The organism is Veillonella sp. (assembly GCF_041333735.1).
In the GTDB taxonomy this organism is placed as follows: domain Bacteria; phylum Bacillota; class Negativicutes; order Veillonellales; family Veillonellaceae; genus Veillonella.
Genome location: NZ_JBGKFB010000001.1, coordinates 954,997 through 977,270 on the forward strand (window position 1 = coordinate 954,997; position 22,274 = coordinate 977,270).

The 22,274-nt window shown below is 39.8% G+C and carries 20 protein-coding genes; 12 read left to right on the plus strand and 8 right to left on the minus strand.

The annotated features are described in order from the left end of the window. Positions 1 to 21: 21 nt before the first annotated feature. On the minus strand, positions 22 to 963 hold the full coding sequence (locus tag ACDF53_RS04240; RefSeq protein WP_295782256.1) for a diacylglycerol kinase family protein: 942 nt from the start codon (positions 961 to 963) through the stop codon (positions 22 to 24). Positions 964 to 1,179: 216 nt separating this feature from the next. Between ACDF53_RS04240 and ACDF53_RS04245 the strand changes: the two genes are divergently transcribed. After that, on the plus strand, positions 1,180 to 1,887 hold the full coding sequence (locus ACDF53_RS04245) for a GntR family transcriptional regulator (RefSeq protein WP_325192527.1): 708 nt from the start codon (positions 1,180 to 1,182) through the stop codon (positions 1,885 to 1,887). Between the two features lie 98 nt (positions 1,888 to 1,985). Here the strand turns inward: ACDF53_RS04245 and ACDF53_RS04250 are convergent, their stop codons facing one another. Further along, a complete protein-coding gene (locus tag ACDF53_RS04250; protein WP_370815596.1) occupies positions 1,986 to 2,375 on the minus strand; it encodes a helix-turn-helix domain-containing protein in 390 nt (129 codons plus the stop codon). A gap of 152 nt (positions 2,376 to 2,527) precedes the next feature. Between ACDF53_RS04250 and crcB the strand changes: the two genes are divergently transcribed. Together crcB and ACDF53_RS04260 are read left to right on the plus strand one after the other, a co-directional pair. Beyond that, entirely contained in the window at positions 2,528 to 2,908 is a 381-nt protein-coding gene (gene crcB, locus ACDF53_RS04255; RefSeq protein WP_370815597.1) for a fluoride efflux transporter CrcB, read from the plus strand. Between the two features lie 288 nt (positions 2,909 to 3,196). After that, positions 3,197 to 4,177 (plus strand): molybdopterin-binding protein, encoded by a 981-nt coding sequence (locus ACDF53_RS04260; RefSeq protein WP_370815598.1) that lies wholly within the window; start codon positions 3,197 to 3,199, stop codon positions 4,175 to 4,177. Positions 4,178 to 4,265: 88 nt separating this feature from the next. Here the strand turns inward: ACDF53_RS04260 and ACDF53_RS04265 are convergent, their stop codons facing one another. From ACDF53_RS04265 to ACDF53_RS04275, 3 genes are all read right to left on the minus strand, one after another. Further along, positions 4,266 to 4,496, minus strand: a complete 231-nt coding sequence (locus ACDF53_RS04265) for a hypothetical protein (RefSeq protein ID WP_005385164.1) — start codon at positions 4,494 to 4,496, stop codon at positions 4,266 to 4,268. Between the two features lie 9 nt (positions 4,497 to 4,505). Continuing rightward, entirely contained in the window at positions 4,506 to 5,318 is an 813-nt protein-coding gene (locus ACDF53_RS04270; RefSeq protein WP_370815599.1) for a metallophosphoesterase, read from the minus strand. A gap of 85 nt (positions 5,319 to 5,403) precedes the next feature. Continuing rightward, positions 5,404 to 6,177 carry a DUF4931 domain-containing protein gene (locus ACDF53_RS04275; protein WP_295792282.1) on the minus strand — a complete coding sequence of 258 codons (774 nt, stop codon included), beginning with the start codon at positions 6,175 to 6,177 and terminating at the stop codon, positions 5,404 to 5,406. Between the two features lie 117 nt (positions 6,178 to 6,294). Here ACDF53_RS04275 and ACDF53_RS04280 point away from each other — a divergent pair, with 117 nt between their 5' ends. The 4 genes from ACDF53_RS04280 to ACDF53_RS04295 all read left to right on the plus strand — a co-directional run bounded on the left by ACDF53_RS04280 (position 6,295) and on the right by ACDF53_RS04295 (position 10,238). Continuing rightward, positions 6,295 to 6,816, plus strand: coding sequence for an 8-oxo-dGTP diphosphatase (locus tag ACDF53_RS04280; protein ID WP_370815600.1), 522 nt, complete (start codon positions 6,295 to 6,297; stop codon positions 6,814 to 6,816). Positions 6,817 to 6,824: 8 nt separating this feature from the next. Then, a complete protein-coding gene (gene mutY / locus ACDF53_RS04285) occupies positions 6,825 to 7,922 on the plus strand; it encodes an A/G-specific adenine glycosylase (protein WP_370815601.1) in 1,098 nt (365 codons plus the stop codon). Positions 7,923 to 7,938: 16 nt separating this feature from the next. Further along, positions 7,939 to 9,120 (plus strand): metallophosphoesterase, encoded by a 1,182-nt coding sequence (locus tag ACDF53_RS04290; RefSeq protein ID WP_370815602.1) that lies wholly within the window; start codon positions 7,939 to 7,941, stop codon positions 9,118 to 9,120. Positions 9,121 to 9,836: 716 nt separating this feature from the next. Then, positions 9,837 to 10,238: a hypothetical protein gene (locus ACDF53_RS04295; protein WP_314982914.1), complete on the plus strand. Its 402-nt coding sequence runs from the start codon at positions 9,837 to 9,839 to the stop codon at positions 10,236 to 10,238. A gap of 102 nt (positions 10,239 to 10,340) precedes the next feature. Here the strand turns inward: ACDF53_RS04295 and ACDF53_RS04300 are convergent, their stop codons facing one another. Beyond that, on the minus strand, positions 10,341 to 11,696 hold the full coding sequence (locus tag ACDF53_RS04300; protein WP_370815603.1) for a class II fumarate hydratase: 1,356 nt from the start codon (positions 11,694 to 11,696) through the stop codon (positions 10,341 to 10,343). Positions 11,697 to 12,144: 448 nt separating this feature from the next. Between ACDF53_RS04300 and ACDF53_RS04305 the strand changes: the two genes are divergently transcribed. Then, entirely contained in the window at positions 12,145 to 14,226 is a 2,082-nt protein-coding gene (locus ACDF53_RS04305) for an OPT family oligopeptide transporter (protein ID WP_213467308.1), read from the plus strand. Positions 14,227 to 14,236: 10 nt separating this feature from the next. After that, positions 14,237 to 15,070, plus strand: a complete 834-nt coding sequence (locus ACDF53_RS04310; protein WP_227721437.1) for a DUF4163 domain-containing protein — start codon at positions 14,237 to 14,239, stop codon at positions 15,068 to 15,070. A gap of 193 nt (positions 15,071 to 15,263) precedes the next feature. Here the strand turns inward: ACDF53_RS04310 and ACDF53_RS04315 are convergent, their stop codons facing one another. Both ACDF53_RS04315 and ACDF53_RS04320 read right to left on the minus strand, forming a co-directional pair. Beyond that, positions 15,264 to 16,646, minus strand: a complete 1,383-nt coding sequence (locus ACDF53_RS04315; protein WP_370815604.1) for an S-layer homology domain-containing protein — start codon at positions 16,644 to 16,646, stop codon at positions 15,264 to 15,266. Between the two features lie 176 nt (positions 16,647 to 16,822). Then, on the minus strand, positions 16,823 to 18,637 hold the full coding sequence (locus ACDF53_RS04320) for an S-layer homology domain-containing protein (RefSeq protein WP_370815605.1): 1,815 nt from the start codon (positions 18,635 to 18,637) through the stop codon (positions 16,823 to 16,825). A 524-nt stretch (positions 18,638 to 19,161) separates the two neighbouring features. Between ACDF53_RS04320 and ACDF53_RS04325 the strand changes: the two genes are divergently transcribed. From ACDF53_RS04325 to ACDF53_RS04335, 3 genes are read left to right on the plus strand one after another with little or no spacing between them, the layout of a single operon-like run. Further along, positions 19,162 to 19,899 (plus strand): (Fe-S)-binding protein, encoded by a 738-nt coding sequence (locus ACDF53_RS04325; protein WP_105089837.1) that lies wholly within the window; start codon positions 19,162 to 19,164, stop codon positions 19,897 to 19,899. A 12-nt stretch (positions 19,900 to 19,911) separates the two neighbouring features. Continuing rightward, positions 19,912 to 21,357, plus strand: coding sequence for a LutB/LldF family L-lactate oxidation iron-sulfur protein (locus ACDF53_RS04330; protein WP_105089836.1), 1,446 nt, complete (start codon positions 19,912 to 19,914; stop codon positions 21,355 to 21,357). Further along, positions 21,357 to 22,085, plus strand: coding sequence for a lactate utilization protein C (locus ACDF53_RS04335; protein WP_119207370.1), 729 nt, complete (start codon positions 21,357 to 21,359; stop codon positions 22,083 to 22,085). The genes ACDF53_RS04330 and ACDF53_RS04335 overlap by 1 nt, the downstream gene beginning before the upstream one ends. The last annotated feature ends 189 nt before the right edge of the window (positions 22,086 to 22,274 follow it).

Consider the following 22,274-nt stretch of genomic DNA (forward strand, 5'->3'; position numbering starts at 1 on the left):
TTTTGATAGAGAGCTTTTGTGTTATATATGTGGTAATTTAGGCAAATTTAAAGCCTTTTTCTTTTTGTGTTTTGCTGGTGCAAATACTTTTAGTACACGCGGCAATACTTCGATATCTACTGGCATGGATGGACCTTGATCGCCATCCATATTAGTAGGTAAATCACCGATATCAGATAATAGTTCAATTTGAGCTTTTTTCACAGTTAATGATGTTGTATAACGAGAGTTATAGATGGCACCACTGAGGATAAGTGGTAATACGCTGAGGATATCGAGGATGAAGTATTCCTTGAAGATGATGATACGCATATAACCGTCGTCTACAGAGGCTTCCGGCATAAAGCGTTCAAAGCTAGACACTACATTGGTAAGCAATGCAAGAACGAGCGGGGATTTACAAATAAAATCGTCGTTCTCTGTTTTGATGCGGTATGTGTAGTCTTTCGTTGTGAACAAGGCTTGGCCTGCGCGCAAGAAGTAGGCGAGTGGTCCTAAAATACTTTTTTCCTTTGGTGTAACCTCTTCGATTACCTTTGGAATAACACCGGCTGCGATATTGTTGCAGAAATATTTATCATTGCAACGACCGATATCAATGGTACGAGTTTGATTGATATCAATGCGTTTGATCGCTTGTGTTGGATTTTGGTGAATGCCAAGGGCACGAGACATATCGTTAACAGTACCTACTGGTATAAAACCAAAGGTAGATTTGAAGCCACCTTGGGCAATACCATTTACGGTTTCATTTACGGTGCCATCACCGCCCATGCAAAATACAGCATCGAATCCGCGTTCGCAAGCATCCTTTGCAAAACGTGTAGCATCTCCTTCACCGGTAGTGAATTTGACCTCAATCGTTTCGAATAAGGTGCTCAATTTCCATTGTAAATCGAGGGCATATCGGCGCGCCGCACCGCCACCCGATACAGGGTTTATGATTACCAAACAACGGCTCATGATATAACTTCCTTACTTTCAAAAATGAGATATAGCTATTATCTATCGTTAAATTGACAGTCTTAGATATGGGCTCTATAATTATATTATATGCACTAAATCATATATGACATATTTATTCAAAATATAAAATATATCGTACAATATATTATACTCATTTTAGCCGTTCTTTGAAAGTATGAAAGATATAACGGGACACAAGATTAGGGGATAGTAATGGGAAAACAAGATTCGAAAGATAAATATAAATTGTCCGCTGTGGACTCTATTGAAAGATTACCTCTCAGTGAACAAGTGTATTTAACATTAAAAACAGCTATTTTAACAGGCGAATTGATGCCACAAGAAAAGCTTAACGAAGTAAAAATTGCAGAGCAATTGCAAGTGAGTGCAACACCTGTGCGTGAAGCATTCCGTAAATTGGCTAAAGATAACCTCGTAGTGATCGTTCCTTGGAAGGGCGTTACTGTAAAGTCTGATACACCAGAGGAAATCATTGCATTGTATCAAGTGCGTGAAGTAATGGAAGGCCTTGGTGCAAGACTTTGTGCACGTCATGCTACAGACGAACAAATTAAAGAATTGCGTGACATCTGTAAAGAAATGCATGAAATCGAAGATGCTACAGAACGTGTTGAAGTAAACAGTCGATTCCATACAATGATCGCTCATTACTCTGGCAATGAACGCGTTGTAGAATACCTTGCGAGCTTCCGTGAACGCGTTAATCGCGATATGTATATCAGCTCCTTCAATGCAGTGCGTACACATGATTGCGACGATGAACATGATCATATCGTAGATGCTATTGAGCGTCATGATGAAGTGGCAGCAGAAAATGCTATGCGTCAGCACATTAATAATGCATTTATCTTCAAAAAAGCAAATGCTGAAGTGCAACACAAAAAACTTAATGAAGTATAATGCCTTTAATTGGGCATACTATATGAAAGGCTCCGCCATTGGCGGAGCTTTTTATGTAGTAGATGGTTACTGTATTTCTTTAATTAATTTAATTTAACTTAGCTTAGCTTTGAATCAGCTTTTGCTGGCGTATTGTTACGTGTATGGCTTAGGAATTCTAATCGTTTATAGTGTGATGTAAGATGTGCATTACAGCTTTTATAATCTACGATGCGCAGCCTTACGAGTTGGCCTACGTCAATTTGGAATGCTTCAGCGATTTTAAATAGGATCTCTAAAGACATGCCGGATATGCCTGTACCGCATTCTAGTTTGCTCAAATAACTGCGGCTAATACCAACTTGGCGTGCTAGCTTATATTGGGACATATTTAATGATATGCGGATATTGGCAATTTTATGACCTAAACACACATATTGATGTTGTAAAAGAGGATCTTCATAGGTATTGATTCGTAGCTCAGTTAACGGTGTCGATGCAGATTTCATAGGGATTCCTTCCTTTTCCCTGCTCTCTAAATATAGTATACTGAGACTGTTGGTGATTGACTAATATAGAAAACTAGATAATTATCGGATATTTCAGATAATTACACGTATTGTGAAAGTCGTAGGATAGTACTGTAAGTAGAGGAGGCAATATGGAAAAATACATTGCAGTTGCCCTCGGTGGGGCCATTGGAGCATTATGTCGTATGGCTCTTGGTGAATGGGTTATGACAAAGGTGAGCTCCTTTCCGTATGGAACGGTTGTAGTAAACCTCATCGGTTGTCTTATTATTGGTCTTGTACTGGGTCTATATATGCAAAAGCCAGATTTGCCGCAGTGGGCTAGATTTTTCCTAGTTGTAGGTGGTCTAGGTGCATTTACAACCTTCTCTACCTTTGCTTTTGAAATGCTACAACTAATGATGTCTGAGTCCTATGTACAAGCTTTATTCTATGGCTTTGTACAAGTTGTAGGGGGCTTAATCCTTTGCTGGGTGGGTGTACTACTTGCGCGTATACTCTGTACGATCTAATTAACAAATAAGGTGACTTGAGTTACAGCGTAAATAAAGCCATTTTTATATGATTACTACATAAGACTATTTAGGTCTTATTCGGAAGATATTTATAAACCAATTTGTAAGATATTCAGAATAGGATTAGATACATTTTGTTGTTATAACATACATTGTATAGAATTCAGAATTTAACATTTGAGCAGATTTTAGAATTTAATACTTGAGCAGACTTTAGAAATTAATATGTGAGTAGAATTTAGAATTCAATATATGACATAGAATTTTGAATTAAAGGGGAAAGAAATGAAATCCATTAGAACACAAGATGCTGTAGGGCATGCATTAATACATGATTTAGTACGTATTGTTATCGGCGAGGTGAAAGATACGCCGTTCCGCCGTGGGCATGTGATTACGGAAGAGGATATTCCAAAATTATTAGACCTTGGTAAAGAGCATATCTTTGTAATGGAACCTGAAGATGAAGGGTTCTTGCACGAAGAGGATGTGGCACGTGCTTTGTACAATATGGCAGGTGGCGAGAACATGCATGATGGCCCTATGGCGCAAGGCAAAATCGAAGCCATTGCAGACTTAGATGGCCTCTTTAAAGTTGATGTAGATCGCTTACATGCTATTAATAGCATTGGCGAGCTTACCATAGTAACGAGATTTAATAATACACCTGTAAAAGCAGACGATAAATTGGCAGGCATGCGTTGTATTCCATTGTTATTAGAGGAACAACAAGTAGAGGATGCGAAAAAAATCGCTAATGGCAAGCCTTTACTCAATGTAAAACCATTCGTACGCAAAACAATGGGCATCGTTACTACAGGCTCCGAAGTATTTGAAGACCGTATTAAAGATGCTTTCACACCAATCATTGAAGAACGTTGTGCTGAATTTGGTGTAAAAAAAGTAGCTCATGAAATTGTAACGGATAATACAGACGATATCGTGGCGGCTATCGACAAGGTAAAACAAGCTGGCGCTGATATTATTTTCTGTACTGGCGGCATGAGCGTTGATCCTGACGATTTAACACCAGGGGCCATTAAACGCTATGCAGATCGCGTAGTGACTTATGGTTTGCCTGTATTGCCAGGCTCCATGGTTTGTATTGCATACTGCGCAGATGGTACGCCAATCCTCGGCGTTCCAGGCGGTGTGTTATTCAGCAAACCGACTGCCTTTGATGAAATCTTGCCACGTCTCGTTGCAGATGATGAAATCACAAAAGAAGATTGCATCCGTATGGGCCATGGTGGCTTTTTAGGATAATCTTTTTTAGAAGATTGAAAAACCATATAAATCCATACAAAAAGCGGGTAGATATCTACCCGCTTAATTTGTTAGTGCCATTATATTATTAAAATGATTTTTTCCCTAGTGTAGGATGACTACAACGTTTTAACGTAAGTGTGTCAATCATGTGGACTGCTTCATCTAATGTGATATCCTCACGCTTTGTCGGTGTTTCCAGAACTGCCAATGGATGGTCGGTGCCTACCTCACCAGAGGGCAAGTAAATATATTCTTGGTTAATAGTATCACCAAAAATATAGCCCGCTTGTAAATGTTCTTTATGAATGCGACTCATGGTCTCTCCTTACATAATTTCTTTTAGTTTAAAGTCTAGATAGTCTGCAGATACTAGCTCTAATTTTGTGGAACCAAACTCCTTTGGAATACGTTTAAAGGATATTTGATCGTGTAAATGTCCAAAGATACATGTATCTACATTGTATGTCTCCATGAGATCCGTAAAGCCTGAAGTGGTGTTGGACTCATTGAATGGAGGATAGTGTAACAATAAGATTTTTGTTACTGGTATCTTGTCTATATCTATAGTTAGTGGATTGCTTTTATCAGAGTCTGTAGTATCTACGTTTATTTCTGATTTGAATGATTCTATTAGTGTTTCTACAGCTTTATCCATTTCTTGTAGTGCTGCTTCGGTGCGAATCAGTTCTCTATCGTAAATGGATTGGTCTGTTTCAGGAGTGAAATGGGAGTCTCCAGGGCAGAGGTAAGCGCGTGTGCCACCAAAGGCAATAATGTGTGGACCTTCTTCTGTTTGAATAAGCTGTGCTGTACCATGACCTTGTAAGAAGGTGATAGCATCGCCCATGAGGTTTCGCATCTTGTTGGCCGAGGCCCACCAGTAATCGTGGTTACCGCGGATCATATATTTCTTTCCCGGCATGGATGCAATTTCTTGTAAGTCACAAGCTGCCTCATCGAGGCGAAGGGCCCAACTCATGTCACCTACGAGAAAGACTATATCTTCGTCTGTTACACGGGCGTTCCAATCTTCTTTGATGCGGCTCCAGTGATTATCCCAATGGGGACCAAAAATATCCATCGGCTTCGTCGGAGGGCTGCCAGATAGATGGAGGTCGCCGATGGCAAATACTTTCATAAACATCCTTTCAAATATATACTCAAAGCTATTTAGAACAAAAATGTATTATCAAAACTCTTTAGATTAAATGTGTATCATTAAACTATTTAGAGGCGTGGAAGTACGGTGCAATGTCTTGGATGATTTTTGCAGCCCGCTCTTCGTCGCAAGTTTGAGGAATTTTGTAGCCCACATAGAGTGGTGTTGTTACATAACGGGCCACAACCTTGATATAGTCGTAGCCGTCCTCAAGATTATATACAAAATAGTTATAGGAATGGCTATAGTTGGCGATGCTGCGCAATACATAGCGTAATACCTGTTGTAAACGCAATGCTACGGAGCGCACCGGTGCATCTGGTTTAAAGCGTATGTTGTACTCAAAGAAGCCAATGATGGGCTGTGTAGACAAGGTGATGCGCACATCTTGATCCTCGTGTAAGAGCCAGCCTTCCATATTTTGAGCTGTAATATCTTCGTGATAATCGTAATCTTCAAGGCCTATGATTTGGCTGTGAGGATGACGAATGGAACCACCGGACATATAACCATGGTTTTTAAAGAATAATACGGATTTGAATTCTTTTCGTTGTCGTGTTTCGCGCCATTTATCAAGGCCAAATTGGAGAATACGAGCTGCTTCGTCAGCCGGCAAGGTGGAAAATTCGCCTTCGTCCGTTTCGGTTTCGATAATAACCGTGGGCCATGTTTTATCTAGTACAGGATATTTGTTCATGAGCCATATGATATGACCCGATGTATCTAGGATATCCGTTAATTTTGCACGATCACAGAAGGGGCAGCGCACTTCTTCGTTGCGAATATTAACAGGCTTAGTGCGCCCTAGTGCGATGTTAAATCGTAGTGGTTTATTCATCATGTGCCTCCTTCCTCGTAAGAAAATCTATACTCTTAATCATACCATAATTAGCCCATTCGTACATGAAATAATGGTATAATAATAGAGTATTATATAAATGATTAAGGAGGCTCTATGAAACCGACGACGCTTGTATTTCCTATTGATGAACAAAATCGTATATTGCTAGGTCGTAAAAAACGTGGTTTCGGGGCTGATAAATATAATGGATTTGGTGGTAAACTCGAGGCTGGTGAAAGCTTCCGAGACTGTGCCATCCGTGAGTTGTTTGAGGAATCTGGCCTTCATGGTCGCCCAGAAGATCTAGAATGTGTAGCAGCTTTTGACTTTCAATTTCCCTTTGATGAAAGCTTAACGCATGTCGGTTATGTGTATTTTTTGCGTACTTTCACAGGCAATGTAGAGGAAACCGACGAAATGGAGCCCCATTGGCTGACAGTAGATGAAATTCCCTACGAGCACATGTGGGATGGTGACCGCCAATGGTTGCCGATGCTACTAGAAGGTAAGAAATTAAAAGGGCCTATCGTATTTGGTCGAGACAATAGCACGGTAGATAAAATGGATTTAACCACCGTCGATACCGTTCTTGAAAGCGAACACTTGGCGCGCATTGATCTATATGTTAATGGTTAAGAGGTAATATGACTGATAAAAAGAGTCCCAAGTGGGTGCCACAGCTATTAGCGTGGTATGATGTGAATAAGCGGGATTTACCGTGGCGTGATTGTGGGGATCCTTATAAGGTTTGGGTTTCTGAGGTGATGAGCCAACAGACCCGCATTGAGGCGATGAAGCCCTATTATGATAACTGGATGCGTCTATTTCCAACCTTAGAAGATTTGGCAAAGTCCAGTGAAGATGAGGTCGTTCACGCTTGGCAAGGGCTTGGCTATTATAGCCGAGCTCGTAACTTGCGTCTTGGTGTAAAGGATGTCGTAGAAAACTACGGTGGTGTTGTACCTCATGACCGCAAGACTATGGAGTCCTTGAAGGGTGTAGGTTCTTATACGGCTGGGGCTGTACTATCTATGGCGTACAACGAACCAGAAGTGGCTGTAGACGGCAATGTACTGCGCATTTATGCTCGTTTGTATCGCATCTTTGACGATATTTTGAGCACGAAAGGCAAGAAGGCCATAACCGCTATCGTAGAGGAAACATTGCCTCATGACCGACCTGGCGACTTTAACCAAGCCTTGATGGACTTTGGTTCTGCTGTGTGCATTCCAAAAACTCCACGCTGCGGAGAATGTCCTATTGTAAATATGTGCGAAGCATACCAACATAAGGATACGGACAAATTACCTGTACGCATCAAGAAAACAAAGGTCGTAGAGGTGCCTCTATTTGTAGGTATCTTGCAATATGAAGACTATTATCTATTGCACAAACGTCCTAACCGTGGATTGTTACGGTCCATGTGGGAATTCCCATCTGTGGAAATGGTATCTGCCTTTGAGGTCGGAGAACAAAGCCTTGAGGCGTTAGTTAGGGATCTAGGTTTTGAATTATCCTTGCAACCAGTATTAGTAAAAGAGATAACACATATTTTCTCTCATCGAAAATGGTTCATGAAAGCATTTTGTGGCGATTTAATGTACGTAGGAGATGCTAAGAATATAACGATCGGAGCTATCCAAAAGCAGTTGCCAAAGGATTGGATGCTCATCAAGCGCGATGAGTTCGCCGAGTATGCTTGGGCAGGTCCTCATGGTAAATTGACGGAGATTGCAAAATAATTTGTAGGAGCAATGAATGAGAATTCTATTTAATATCATTTTTTCTGCTATCCTCGTAATAGGATTGGTAGGATTTTGGGCTCTATTCCTCAACTTGTGGAAGCCTAAAAAGAAATGGCCTGCCTGGGTAGGCTATATCATCATTATCGGTGCGTGGTTCGCTGCCATTCGATACTATATACTAAATCAAGTAGATCTATATGGAACGATGTATTATCCGTTGATGAATATGTTCCGTACTGAAAGCTATGGTTTTCTCTTTGGTTTATTCTTGGCTATTCCTGTATTCATCGTTCTCAGCTTGTTATACTGGGCGGTTAATAAGATTTGGAGCAAAACGCCAGAGGAGAATAGAACAGGCCGTCGCGCTTTCTTTAGAACGGCAGCCACAGTGGTGCCGTTAGCAACAATCGGTGGTTCTAGCTATGCTGCCTATGTAGGTCAACATGAGATTGAGGTCACTCATGAAAGCTTTGGGTATACGAACTTACCACCTGGCTTAAAGGACTATAAAATCGTTCAACTCAGTGATATCCACGTCGGTCCAAGCATCGATTTAGATGGTCTTGATGAAATTTTAAAGCTCGCCCTTGTAGAGAAGCCTAATCGCGTTGTCATCACTGGTGACTTAATCGATAAAATCGCTTGGTTACCACAAGTCTGTGAAAGATTAACAACCTTTGCAAAACAAATTCCAGACGGCGTCGATTTTATCTTGGGCAATCATGAGTACCATCACGACGTAAATAAGGTACTAGACGAATTGAAACACAATACACCGATGAATATTCTTGTGAATAGCAATATTCAAATTATGGGCGGAAAGCAACCTGTATACATTGCTGGTGTTGCCTATGATAATGATCGAGAAAAAGAAAAACGTGAAGCTATGATCGATAAGGCTTTATCTGGTATTCCGGACTATGCCTTTGTTATCTTATTGGCACATCACCCTGAATTCTTTGAAGAAGCCATTGAACGTAAAATTCCGTTGACCCTCTCTGGTCACACTCACGGTGGTCAAATCGTCTTTATGGGCATGCCGTTGGTACCAACAGGTACACCATATACAAAAGGTCGCTACGTAGAAGAACAAAGCGTGTGCTATGTTAATAATGGCTCAGGACATTGGTTCCCAATCCGTATCAACTGCCCACGAGAAATTACAGTCATTACATTCTTTGACGGAGTAGCTTAGAAGTAAAGGTGAGCTCCTTAGAATAAAAGGTAAGCTCATTAAAGGGATACAATTATGTATAGTAAATCCTTTATCCATAAAATCCTTATATGTACCATTCTGCTTATGCTATTTGATATCTCTCTAATCTACGATATGACAGCGGATATATATAAGGGATATCTTAAAATAGCAATACTAGTGGCCGTTGGATGCCATTTAGATATATACCTAGAATTCAGTAAACAAGAAGAACTGATAATACAAGCATTTGATAATAATACATTTAACGAGACCTATGAACTGTTAAGTACGAAACAGATGATTTTTATCATAACTTTGATTATATTAATGACTATAAACCTTGTGAAATATTAGAAACCATAGGGGACAAACTAAAAGAGGTATTGTATATGAAAATACAATACCTCTTTTTATTATATGAACTTATATAAAAGTTATGATATATTAGAGTTAAAATTTTTAGTTGTGTTGTGAGACTATCATTTTTATTGTAGGAGTAAGTTTATGTTTTTAAAAATTTATAATTATTTGGTGAGGGGAGTTGTACTTTTCTTTCTTATAATTATCCCTTTTACTATTGTTATGAATCCTGAAATGATTGCGGATGAAGTTGATTTTTATTTTTTTGTTACTGTATATATTGTAATCTTTTTGACCTATGTGGTATGGAACTATATTTATAACTATTTAAGACGTAAAAGAGGTTAGCATTTGTGCATATTCATTTACCATTAGTTTTAGAAGCTATCATTTTTTCGTGGATTGCTTTATATTGGCTTATTTATAAAATCTTATTAAGGAAAAAGCTTTCACCATTATTAGTATCTTTAATTGCTAATTCTGATTATGGTTTCATGAAGGTTCTTTCCTGGTCGGCAATTATTACATATCCGTTTATGCTATTTAGCATGTTTTATTTCTTAGATTATATCGCTGTACCAATTGTATTAGTGTGGTTCTTGCAGCCTGTTTTTGTGTTAGCTGTATTATTAAAACAGCCACCTCGTAGTCGCTATTATGAATGGGCTAGAAAAAAACAGATGTATGTAGTTCTTTTTATTTTTGCTTACATAATGTCTGCGTTAATTTTGTTGAAAGTTAATAAGCTGATCTAAGATTTAAGATAGAAAGCCCCGATACGTTATGTATCGGGGCTTTTTCCGTTCATTTGAGGTATGAGAGGATGTTACATATATGTCATAGAGATGAGAGAGATTTTATTTCATGCGAACTGCTTCAGCAAATTCGTCTTCAGTCATAAGTTTTTCTTCCAAGATGATTTCTTTGATAGAGCAACCGCGTTTGTACGCTTCTTTTACAACCTTAGCACTCTTGTCGTAGCCGATGTATGGTGTTAAGGATGTAGCAATCATGAGGGATTGTTCTACGAAGAAGTTGAGTTTTTCAGGCACAAATTCTACGCCGTCGATGCAGTGTGTTGTGAAAGAGTTCATAGCGTCTGCGAGGAGGCGACAGCTTTCAACAAAATCATAGATCATGATAGGCATGTACACGTTCAATTGGAACGCACCGCTGCCTGCACAGAGTGTCATAGTTGTATTATGACCAAATACTTGGGCGCATACCATGGTTAAGGCTTCACATTGTGTAGGATTTACCTTGCCTGGCATGATGGAGGAGCCCGGTTCGTTTTCAGGTAGATGCCATTCGCCGTAACCGCAACGAGGGCCAGAGCCTAAGAAGCGAACGTCGTTAGCGATTTTGAACAGTGTTGTAGCCAATGTGTTAAGTGCACCGTGAGCCATCATGAACGCATCTTTAAGAGCGAGTCCTTGGAATTTGTTGTTTTTCACGCGGAATGGAGCACCTGTTACCTCTGGCAATACAGTTTCCATAACGTCTAGATAGCCTTTAGGCGTGTTTACACCTGTGCCGACCGCAGTGCCGCCAAGGGCTACGTCGAGTAGGTAGTCAGCGTTTTGAAGGAGCATAGTTTTTGCAGTTTTTAAGCCGTCCACAAAGGCACTGATTTCTTGGTCCACCATGATGAAAGTAGCATCTTGTAGGTGTGTACGACCAACTTTTTGCAAGCCTTTGCCTTTTTCTTGCAATTTCTCGAAGGATTGGATAAGGCCGTCCAATGCAGGTATTACGCGTTTTGTAATTTCAAAGTACGCACAGATATGCATTGCCGTAGGGAATGTATCGTTTGTACTTTGGCCGCGGTTTACATCGTCGTTAGGATGGAGCGGGTTGCTTTCATCTAACTGTTTAGCCCGGTGAGCGATTACCTCGTTCACATTCATGTTAGTTTGTGTGCCAGAACCTGTTTGGAATACTGTTAATGGGAATTCATCATCCCATTTGCCATCTACGATCTCATCTACTACTTGAGCGATGAGTTTCGCTTTTTCCTCAGTTACTGCGCCACATTTTGCATTGGTTAAAGCACATGCTTTTTTTACAAGCGCAAGCGCTTTGATTTGTTCAATAGGGATGCGGTGGTTACCGATCTTAAAGTTATTGAACGAGCGTTGCGTTTGAGGTCCGTAAATTCGTCTAGCGTCGACTTCGACTGGTCCCATTGAATCATATTCAATTCTTGTTTCCATAATGTTTACAACCTCCTTAAAAGACATGCCGACTTTATCGTCGGTAATTTAATTATATAAAATCCTGTATATTTGTACAGAATAAAAGATAATGATTTCTATTTTCATATAGAGGAAAGGTGTATATGCGATTTGTGCATATACACCTTTTCTCCTCTCCCAATATATATGCGATGATTTATATTTAATTTGTATACATGTTTCATAGAGGGCTAATTTGAGAGGGAAAAGGCGACAGTCCAAAAACGACTTAGCGGCCCCGCGTAGCGGGGTAGGTGGCTTTGGAGGCTTTTGGACTGTTGCCTTTTTCTACATAGTTAATGGTCTAATGAAACATGTATACATTATAAATATCGCATATATATTGAAATCAGCGCTTTAACACGATAAAATGGAAGTAGCTTATTATATGTTGTAAGCTCTAGTTTCACAGAGGAGGTAAGTACTTATGAAACATGACTTTATGAGCCATGACCTTCATCTGCCGGAACTGACACTACGTGGGATGCTACTTGGTGCATTGATTACTGTAATTTTTACAGCATCTAACGTATATCTCGGTTTGAAGGTTGGTTTGACATTCTCGTCATCCATTCCGGCAGCCATTATTTCAATGGCAATTTTACGTTTCTTCAAGGATTCTAACGTTCTTGAAAACAACATGGTACAAACACAGGCTTCTGCAGCCGGTACTTTGTCCGCAATTATCTTTATCTTGCCAGGTCTATTAATGCTTGGTTATTGGAATGGCTTCCCATTCTGGCAAACATTCTTGCTCTGCGCATGCGGTGGTTCCCTTGGTGTGTTATTCACTATCCCATTGCGTCGTGCCATGGTAGTAAATAGTGATCTACCATATCCAGAAGGACGTGCAGCAGCAGAAATTTTGAAAGTTGGCTCTCACAATGCTGGCGAGGGATCTCAATCTAGCTCCGGTATGGGTGACATCGTATCCGGTGGTTTGGTAGCTGGTCTTATCAGTCTTTGTGCGAACGGCTTCAAAGTGCTTGGTGATAGCATGAGCTTCTGGCTTCCTGTAGGTAGCAAGGGTATTACTCAAATTCCGTTGGGCTTCTCTACAGCGTTGTTAGGTGCTGGTTACCTTATCGGTATCGCTTCTGGTATCGCTATCCTCGTTGGTGTACTCATAGCTTGGGCTGGCTTTGTACCTTACTTAACTAATATGCTTGCTCCAGACGGCGGTGCTACAGCTAAATTTGCAATGGCTGTTTGGAAATCTAAAGTTCGTTTTATTGGTGCTGGTGCTATTGGTATCGCAGCGATTTGGACTTTGATTACATTGATCAAACCTATTATCGAAGGTATGAAAATTTCTGTTAAATCCATGAACAGCAGTTCTAGTGAACGTGCGTTGCATCGTATGGATACAGATATGAGCACAAAATCTGTTATCATCGTGTTCGGTATCATCCTTTTAGGTTTAGTTCTTACATTCTGGGACTTCGTATCTGCAGTACCTATTAGCGCAGGCTTAATGTGGACACTTGTTATCGTAGGTGTTCTCGTAGCATTGCTAATCGGCTTCTTCGTAGCTGCTGCATGTGGTTACATGGCAGGCCTTATCGGTACATCTGCATCTCCAATCTCCGGTATTGGTATCTTGGCGACTATTATTTCTTCCTTAGTGGTGTACTTCATCGCTTCTGAAAATAACTTGTTCGCTACAGAAGCAGGCGTACAATTCGCTACAGCTATGGCTATCTTCATGACATCCGTAGTTATCGCCATTGCATCTATTTCTAACGATAACTTGCAAGACTTGAAAACAGGTCAACTCGTTGGTGCTACACCTTGGCGTCAACAAATTGCGTTGTTACTTGGCTCTGTAGCTGGTGCAGTTGCAATTGCTCCTGTTCTTAACTTGCTTTACCAAGCATATGGCTTCACAGGTGCGTTACCACGTGCTGAAATGGACCCTAATGCTGCATTATCCGCTCCACAAGCAACTTTGATGACTACAATTGCTCAAGGTATCTTCAGTTCCAGCATGGATTGGGATTACATCTTGATTGGCGTTTGTGTTGGCGTAGTAGCAATCATCGTTAACTTGATTCTTAAGAGCACAACAGCTTCTTTAACATTGCCTCCATTGGCAGTTGGCATGGGTATCTACTTACCTCCAACATTGGAAGTGCCACTCATCTTAGGTTCTTTCATTAGCTATTTCGTAGGCCGTTACCTAGTAGCTCGTGCTAAAATGCGTGCTGGCGAACTCGCTGAGTACGATGTTGAACAATCTAACCGCCGTGGCGTTCTCTTCGCTTCTGGTTTGATTGTTGGTGAAAGCTTGATTGGTGTAATCATAGCTGTTATTATTGTATTGTCCGTTACAACTGGTGGTGGTGAATCTCCACTTGAATTAGTAGGCCCTGATTTTGAAAGCACAGCACAATGGTTAGGATTGCTTGCATTCATCTTCTCTGGTTTATACCTTGTTCGTCGTGTTGTAACTCACAAATTCAATAAAGAAGAAGCTTTAGCAATGAAAGCTGAGCAAGAACAACAATAAGAGGTAAACAATGAAATTAAAACAGTCTGTACTCATCATGATGGCTGCTGCGTTGCCAGTGGTATCCTTCGCAGCAAGCGAAATTCCTGTAACTAAAGACACTGCAACAGTGCAAGCTGATACGAATAAAGTAAATCGCAATGATTTAACATACCGTATCTCTAGCACTGCTACACCAGAGCAAAACCGTGCGTTACGCTCTGTAGCAACTAAGGTTGATCGCAATGCAGTAGAAGTAGTAGCACCAAATGCGGACCGCTATATGGATCGTAAAGAGGTGGCTGTATCTCCAGTGGAATCCACTACAGATCACCTTGATCTAGTGTTCCCAACAGTTAAATCTGTTAGCCCAACTGTAGAAAAAGCAATCAATAACACTATCAAAAAATACGTTGCTAAAGTACAAAACGACGTAGAAAAATTGAATGCCAAAGAAGCTGATAAAACAAATGTAGTAATGTACTACGATGTTAAAACAGATAAAAACGGTATTTTCAGTGTATTGATTCATACGTATACAATGCGTGACCGTGATGCGAATGGCGTCAACTATGTAAAAGGCTTCACATTCAACACTACAACAGGTCGTCAATTATCCTTGTATGACCTTGGTGGTCTTAATAAAAAAGAATTAGTGAATGCTATCGACAATAATCAAGATGTGAAAAATCAATTAGGCGGCGAAGTAAATATCGATAAAATGCCTACTGAATTCTACACAACTGATGATTATTCCGTTGTAATGGTTTTACAACAAGACGTGGATACAATCCACAGTGCAGGTACCGTATATGTACCAGTTGGTAACTTACGTGACCGCCAAAATGATGTAACAAAAAAATAATCGAACTGTGTGAATTCGATTATGTGTGTATAGTAACAGCTGTTTAATTGTGAGAAGAACCGCTCCTTCGGGGGCGGTTCTTCTTTTGTATTATAGCAATTAAAATATAAAGGGAGATTACTATTTAGCTTTGAATGAGGGTAAAACAAAAAGCCGTGTAGTTACACGGCTTTTTATCGTTGAGATTATTTAATTATTTATTTGTTGTGTCGTAGTAGTTTACGCGTGGAGGTAATGGGAATTGAATTGCTGCATCCGGTTTTACTGTCTCAGGTTGTGGTAATTCTACGACTACATTGTTTTTGAATTTCTTTTTGAAAGCTTTCACAGTGTCCTTTTGAACGGAGTCAGCTGTAATGATAAGAGCGCTTGTGTCATCGTTAGGACGGATGGAGATGATGTTACCTTTTGGCTCTTTTGCTTTGTATAAATCAATAGCGTCAGATTGGTAATCTTCAAGTTGTGCTTGATTTAACTTGCCTTGAGATACAACAAGGGCGCTTTCAAGTTGAGGATCTTGCGCTTCAGAGATTGCATGAGCAACAGCCTCTGCTTTTTTCTTATCTGTTAAAGTCGCATGTAACTTGCCACCATCCCAGAAGAGGGCACCGTCTTGACGGAATTTTGTGAAGTCGTTGCCATAGCCTAATGTTTTGTCGATAATAGTAGCTGTTTTATTTTCTACTTGTTGTTTGAACAATGTGTTGTGGAATGCAAGAGCTTGTTCTGTTTGCGTCATGCGATACGCAATCTCAGCAGCTTCAGCACGTGTTACATATTTTTCAGGGTTAAATAATGTGCCAGGAGCGTAGTTTGTGAAGCCCAGGTATGCAAGTTCACGAACTGCATCTTGAGCCCATGGAGCGACGAATTTTTGGTCTCCATAAGCAATATTATCAAGGGCTGTTGGATCTTCTGTTGTGTATCCTAAGTAGTGAATGTAGTTGTCTGCTACTACAGCAAACTCTTGGCGAGACATATATTTTTCTGGTTTGTATGTGTTATCGCCATAGCCGCTGATGATATTTTTACGCGCTACAGATTCGATAGCGAGGGCAGACCAACGATCGGATGTAATATCTTTAAATTTGCTAGATAAGAATGCTGCTGTACCATCATCAGTGATGTTGTTGAAGAGAGCAGCTACTTCTTCACGAGTCATAGGTTGATTAGGTCGGAATGTACCGTCAGAATAACCTTTCATTAGATTTGCTTTTGTTACCGTACTGATAGAATTGGCAGCCCAAAAATCGCTAGGCACATCGGAGAAGATGTGGGCACGGATTTTTTGAATGTCTTGAGGCGTACCAATAGATGTATTCACAACTACAGGTGTAGCAGCTTTAGCGGCATCAAATTTATGAGCCTCTGCTTTAGTTGTTGCTACATTAGTAGCAGCTGTGTTTATAGTAACTGCTTGCGTAGAGGCCACTGTAGGCGCTTCAACCTTTGTAGATGCTACTGCAGTGGCAGGAGCATGAGTTGTAGTATTTGCAGAAGCAAAACCGAAACTTGTTGCGGCTAATAATGTGCCAAGAACAAGGGCACGTAATGGGTAAGGGGTATTCTTGTACATAAAAATCCTTCCTAATTATGGTAAAGGCTAAGGCTCGATAGCCTAGAATATAAACTTTCATCAACAATAAAATCTATATTCATTATATAGCGAATAATAAGGCATGCATAGTGATATAAACAAAGCAGCGTAATACTAAGCGTATACGCTGCCTTGGCTAGTTGAGTGAACGCCGATTAGCGTTTTACTGTCATTTTTACTTTGGAACCGAATAATTTTGAGATTCCTTGTTGAGTTGCTTTAGATGCAGTTGTTACAACAGCGTAAAGTTGGTTGTTTTCTACATCTGGGAATGTAGCTAGAATTGTACCAGCTTTTTCGTTTTTGTTGTAATAGTTGCGGAAGTTCGCATCGATTGCATCGTATTCAGTTTGGCTGTATTGGGATGGTTCAACTACAACGTAGTTATTTACAGTGGAATCACCACGTGCTGCAAGGTTTGCTTTAACTGTGGAAATATCGCTATCTGTTTTCAAAGCTACGTGCAATTGATTGTCACGCCAGTACATTACACCGTAATCTTGGAACGCATCTTCTGTTTTGTATGTTTTATTCAATTCAGCGAATACTTTATCTTCCAAAGCAGCTTGTTGTTTTTGATCAAGTGCTTTTAACGTGCTGCGACGAACAGGACGAACTGTGCGAGTAGGTTCAGTTTTTTGAGCTACTGCAGCATTTTTATTGCCCTTTACGTCTTTTTCAACTTTTTTTGCATCAGCTTTTATGGCTTTGTCAGCTTTAGCTACATCTTTTTTAGCATCTTTGCTTACTTTAGATGCATCTTTTTCTACTGCTGTATCAGCCTTTTTTACATCTTCTTTTACAGCTGTTTCAGCTTTAGCTTCAGTTGTAGTGTGTTTTGGTGTTGCAAGACCAGCACCATTAAGCATACGGTTCAAGATTGTTGCCGCTTGTGCTCTTGTTACAGGTTGTTTAGGGTTAAAGTTTTCAGTTGCCCCAGATGCTACGATGCCACGTTGTGCCATGTATTGGATATCTGCCAAGTAAGCAGAGGAGATGCTAGCTTCGTCTTTGAATGTTACTTTTTCTGTTTTTACAGGTGTAGAAAGATTCAATTTTTTAGCTAGGTTAGCTGCGGAAGCAACGAATTGTTCGCGGTCCATAGTTTTGCTAGGTGTGAAAGCTGTTTTAGATGTGCCTTCCATTACGCCTGCAGCACTTACTAATTTGATAGCAGAGCTAGACCAACGATCTGCTTCTACGTCAGAGTAAGAAGTAGAAGCTTCTTTAGTTACAATATCAGCTAATTCTTGTTCATTTAAGTTGTGTTGTAATACTTTACCGTAAATAGCAGCAGCTTGTTCACGAGTGATTTGTGCACTAGGTTTGAATGTATTATCAGCATAACCAGAAAGGTAACCAACTTGTGTCATTGCTTGGATAGCATCGCGAGCCCAGTTATCTTTTGTGTCAGGGTAAACGCCAGCAGGTAAGTTTTCTTTAGCTTTTACAGCTTTTTTACCTTCTACCTTAGCAGCATCTTCTTTTACATCATTTTTAACAGATGTATCAACGCGTTTAGCGTCATTTTTTACAGAAGTGTCAACACGTTTTGCATCGTTTTTCACAGATGTATCTACACGCTTAGCATCGGCTTTAGCGGATGTATTAGCATGTTTTGCATCATGTTTTACAACTGTAGTGCCATGTTTAGCATCATTTTTTACAGATGTATCAACGCGCTTAGCGTCGTTTTTTACAGAAGTATCAACACGTTTAGCATCATTTTTTACAGAAGTATCAACACGTTTAGCATCATTTTTTACAGATGTATCAACGCGTTTAGCGTCGTTTTTTACAGATGTGTCTACACGGTGTTCATCAGCTTTAGCTGCTACTTCAGCTTTATTAGCTGTAGCAGATACTTCAGATTTTACATGAGCCGCAGTTGTTTCAGCGTGAGCCATGCCGAATGTGGAACCGAGGGCTAATGTAATAGCTAAGGATAAGGATAATTTATTTAGTTTCATTGAAAAGGCTCCTTTCAAACTATACTTATATAAAATAAATTATAACACTTTTTAAATTTATACACTACTATAAGAAAATGTAATATATGAGGATAAAAATTACATGAATTTGGTGTTTCTCTGTCATTTATATAAATATTCAATGAATTATAGGTAAATTACGACATACATTACTCTAAAATACATGAAATGATAAACATTCCCAAAATCTAGATTTTATGTGGCTTTCACAAGAAAAAATTATAAATAGAATGGCATTTGTGATAAAATGCAATATTTGTTATTACAAAAAGTCATAACGATACAGGAAATAAAAGGGTACATACGAATATAGCAATCCTTTGGACATTTTCTATATGATTAATTTATAATTATATCGATAAAGCTTTTGAATATTTATTTGAGAGCATAAGTAATGTTTCGGGCGGAAAATTATTGAAAACTTTCACTAGAATTCTTGCCATAACACATACATATCAAAATTTTTTATTAGGTTAAGTACTAGAAAAGACGAGGACGATAATATGAAAATTCATCTTTTCCAACAGTGTTTGATTGACATGTTCTACCCACATGTAGGCATGGCTGGTGTAGAAGTACTTGAAAGATTAGGTTGCGAGCTCGTAGTGCCTAAGAAACAAGTATGTTGTGGCCAAATGTTCACTAACTCTGGTTACAATGATGCAGCTATGGATGCCATTAAGAATACAATCGAATGCTTCGAGAACGCTGAATATGTAGTCAGCATGTCCGGCTCTTGCGCATTTGCAATCCGCGATGAATATCATCATTTTTTGAAAGATCAACCTGAGTGGTTGGCACGTGCAGAAAAATTGAGCGGCAAAATTTATGAGTTCACTCAATTCATTACTGACGTATTAGGTGTTGAAGATGTGGGCGCTCGTTTCAACGAATCCGTTACATATCATACATCTTGCCACGTAACTCGTTTGATGGGCATTAAAGAACCTCCATTCAAACTCCTTAGAAATGTTAAAGATATCAACTTGATTGAATTACCACGTGCAGACCGTTGCTGTGGTTTCGGCGGTACATTCTCCGTTAAGAACCCTGAAATTAGTGAAGTTATGACACGCGAAAAAGCCTTGGAAATCGCTGGCACAGGTGCTAACGTTATTTCTGGTTCTGACCAAGCGTGCTTGATGAACATCGCTGGTATGCTTGACCGTCTTCATAAAGAAGGCGAAATCGATCGCCGTATCAAAGTAATGCATATTGCTGAAATCTTAAACTGCCGTTAAGGAGGAGACGACATGGCACTTATATATGACAATCGCCCCTATAAAACACGTATAAAAGAATGTTTGGCTGACGATTTCAAAGTTGCAGCTATCAAAAAAGCACAAGACGTGTTTTATGATAAACGTAATACAGTAGTTGCGGACGTTCCTGAATGGTTAGATTTCCGCGCAGAAGCAGCTAAACTTCGTGATCACGTTCTTAACAATTTGGATTACTATGTAAACCAATTCGCTGAAAACGCAGAAAAAGCTGGTTCTAAAGTTCACTTTGCATTCGACGATAAAGAAGCGACTCAAATCGCTTTAGATATCCTTCGTGAACGCGAAGCTAAAATGATCGTTAAATCCAAAACTATCTTAACTGAAGAAATTGGTTTGAACGAAGTTCTTGAAGAAGCTGGTATCGAAGTAAACGAAACTGACTTGGCTGAATTCATTTTGCAAACAGCAGTGAGCCCACCATCTCATATCGTTGTACCAGGCCTTCACTTCGAACGTAACAAAATCCGCGAAATTTTCGCTGAAAAATTAGGTTACACTGGTACTGAAAACCCTACAGAAATGACTCACTTCGTACGTGGTTATGTACGTGAGCGCTTCTTGAAAGCTGACGTAGGTGTTAATGGTTGTAACTTTGCGGTAGCGGCATCCGGTACTTGTACTATCGTTTCCAACGAAGGTAACGGTCGTATGTCTAGCTCCATTCCTAAGACTCAATTGATCTTCTTAGGTACAGAACGTATCGTTCCTGACTTCAAAGCTCTTGACGTTATGATGGAAATGTTGAACCGCTCTGCAGTAGGTGCTAAAATTTCCAACTACTTCTCCATGATGACTGGCCCTGGTCGTGCTGGTGAAGCAGACGGTCCTGAAGAAACTCATATCATCATTATTGATAACGGTCGTTCCGGTATCTTAGGTGGTACATTCCAAGAAATGTTACGTTGTATCCGTTGTGGTGCATGTATGAATATTTGTCCTGTATACCGTCACATCTCTGGTCACGGTTATGGCTCCGTATATCCAGGTCCAATGGGTGCTGTATTGACACCATTGTTCAAAGGTTACGAAGTAGCAGGCGATCTTCCATATGCGTCTACATTGTGCGGTGCATGTACAGAAAACTGTCCAGTAGCTATTCCATTGCATGAATTATTGATGGAACACCGTCATATTATGGCTGACATCGAAAAAACTCGTCCAAAAGCAGAAGAAGCAATCTTTACTGCAGCAGCTAAGATGTTCGGTAACTCCACATTATTCGACCTTGGCACAAAAGCTGGCGCTATCGGTATGAACTTGATTAGTAATAAAGAAGGCAATATGCCTACATGGACTCAAGCTGTTCCAGTTATGAACGGCTGGACTAAATCCAAAGAAATGGGTACATTGAAGTTCAAAAAATTCCGTGACTTATATGCTGAACATGAAAAGAACAAGAAGAAGGAGAAAAAATAATGGATGAAGCTAAACGTAAACAATTTATTGCACGTTTATCTCGTGCATTAGGCCGTGATCAAGAAATGTGCCCTGCATTCGTAGAGGGTTTTGATTACAGCCATGGTCCTCAAGAAACTATGTTCAAAGATTTGAATAAAGATCAAATTTTGACAATGTTTAAGGAACAATGTCAACGTGTTGGTACAAAATTCGTTGAAACTACACCTGATAAATTAGGTGAAACAATTTTGGCAGCTATTGAAGACTGGGGTAACGGTAAAGTTGTATTCCCAAGCACTCCAGAAGTAGACGAATATAAATTAAAAGAATTATTCGAACAAGATGCAGCTAATAATGGCGGCATTCGTACATACTTCCAATGGGATCCAGCCAAAGGCCGTGAAGAATGTATCTCCAACACTGCTAATGCAGATATCGGTATTACATTCCCATATTGCGGTATTGCTGAAACTGCTACTGTAGTACAAGCGTCTGGTGAAGAATCTGGCCGTGCTATTAGCTTGTTGCCTACTACACATATCGCTGTATTGTACACTGATACAATCAATCCACGTATGACTCAAACTATGGAACATTTGGCTGAACGTTATCACAACGATCCGTCCAACTTCCCTACAAATATCTGCTTGATTTCTGGTCCATCCCGTACAGCTGATATTGAGTTGGTTACTGTAGATGGTGCTCATGGTCCTATCCAAGTAACTTACGTTCTAGTTAACAGATAATCCTATAACTAGGTAGTGTTATAACTAAATACATTTAAAGGTGATCTTCCTATGGAAGGTCACCTTTTTATATGCGTACCTTTCTATTGTGATATAGAGCATCTTGAAAAGGCAAAGGTATCGGTACATCCATGGAGATTAAGATATTTAGAAAACTTGCAGAATCCGCATAGAAAAACTTATATAATT

What these genes read in the sequence shown, in the direction of transcription:
- ACDF53_RS04240 (WP_295782256.1), bottom strand. Translation starts at nt 963, where the DNA reads ATGAGCCGTTGTTTGGTAATCATAAACCCTGTATCGGGTGGCGGTGCG.
- ACDF53_RS04245 (WP_325192527.1), top strand. Translation starts at nt 1,180, where the DNA reads ATGGGAAAACAAGATTCGAAAGATAAATATAAATTGTCCGCTGTGGAC.
- ACDF53_RS04250 (WP_370815596.1), bottom strand. Translation starts at nt 2,375, where the DNA reads ATGAAATCTGCATCGACACCGTTAACTGAGCTACGAATCAATACCTAT.
- crcB (WP_370815597.1), top strand. Translation starts at nt 2,528, where the DNA reads ATGGAAAAATACATTGCAGTTGCCCTCGGTGGGGCCATTGGAGCATTA.
- ACDF53_RS04260 (WP_370815598.1), top strand. Translation starts at nt 3,197, where the DNA reads ATGAAATCCATTAGAACACAAGATGCTGTAGGGCATGCATTAATACAT.
- ACDF53_RS04265 (WP_005385164.1), bottom strand. Translation starts at nt 4,496, where the DNA reads ATGAGTCGCATTCATAAAGAACATTTACAAGCGGGCTATATTTTTGGT.
- ACDF53_RS04270 (WP_370815599.1), bottom strand. Translation starts at nt 5,318, where the DNA reads ATGAAAGTATTTGCCATCGGCGACCTCCATCTATCTGGCAGCCCTCCG.
- ACDF53_RS04275 (WP_295792282.1), bottom strand. Translation starts at nt 6,177, where the DNA reads ATGAATAAACCACTACGATTTAACATCGCACTAGGGCGCACTAAGCCT.
- ACDF53_RS04280 (WP_370815600.1), top strand. Translation starts at nt 6,295, where the DNA reads ATGAAACCGACGACGCTTGTATTTCCTATTGATGAACAAAATCGTATA.
- mutY (WP_370815601.1), top strand. Translation starts at nt 6,825, where the DNA reads ATGACTGATAAAAAGAGTCCCAAGTGGGTGCCACAGCTATTAGCGTGG.
- ACDF53_RS04290 (WP_370815602.1), top strand. Translation starts at nt 7,939, where the DNA reads ATGAGAATTCTATTTAATATCATTTTTTCTGCTATCCTCGTAATAGGA.
- ACDF53_RS04300 (WP_370815603.1), bottom strand. Translation starts at nt 11,696, where the DNA reads ATGGAAACAAGAATTGAATATGATTCAATGGGACCAGTCGAAGTCGAC.
- ACDF53_RS04305 (WP_213467308.1), top strand. Translation starts at nt 12,145, where the DNA reads ATGAAACATGACTTTATGAGCCATGACCTTCATCTGCCGGAACTGACA.
- ACDF53_RS04310 (WP_227721437.1), top strand. Translation starts at nt 14,237, where the DNA reads ATGAAATTAAAACAGTCTGTACTCATCATGATGGCTGCTGCGTTGCCA.
- ACDF53_RS04315 (WP_370815604.1), bottom strand. Translation starts at nt 16,646, where the DNA reads ATGTACAAGAATACCCCTTACCCATTACGTGCCCTTGTTCTTGGCACA.
- ACDF53_RS04320 (WP_370815605.1), bottom strand. Translation starts at nt 18,637, where the DNA reads ATGAAACTAAATAAATTATCCTTATCCTTAGCTATTACATTAGCCCTC.
- ACDF53_RS04325 (WP_105089837.1), top strand. Translation starts at nt 19,162, where the DNA reads ATGAAAATTCATCTTTTCCAACAGTGTTTGATTGACATGTTCTACCCA.
- ACDF53_RS04330 (WP_105089836.1), top strand. Translation starts at nt 19,912, where the DNA reads ATGGCACTTATATATGACAATCGCCCCTATAAAACACGTATAAAAGAA.
- ACDF53_RS04335 (WP_119207370.1), top strand. Translation starts at nt 21,357, where the DNA reads ATGGATGAAGCTAAACGTAAACAATTTATTGCACGTTTATCTCGTGCA.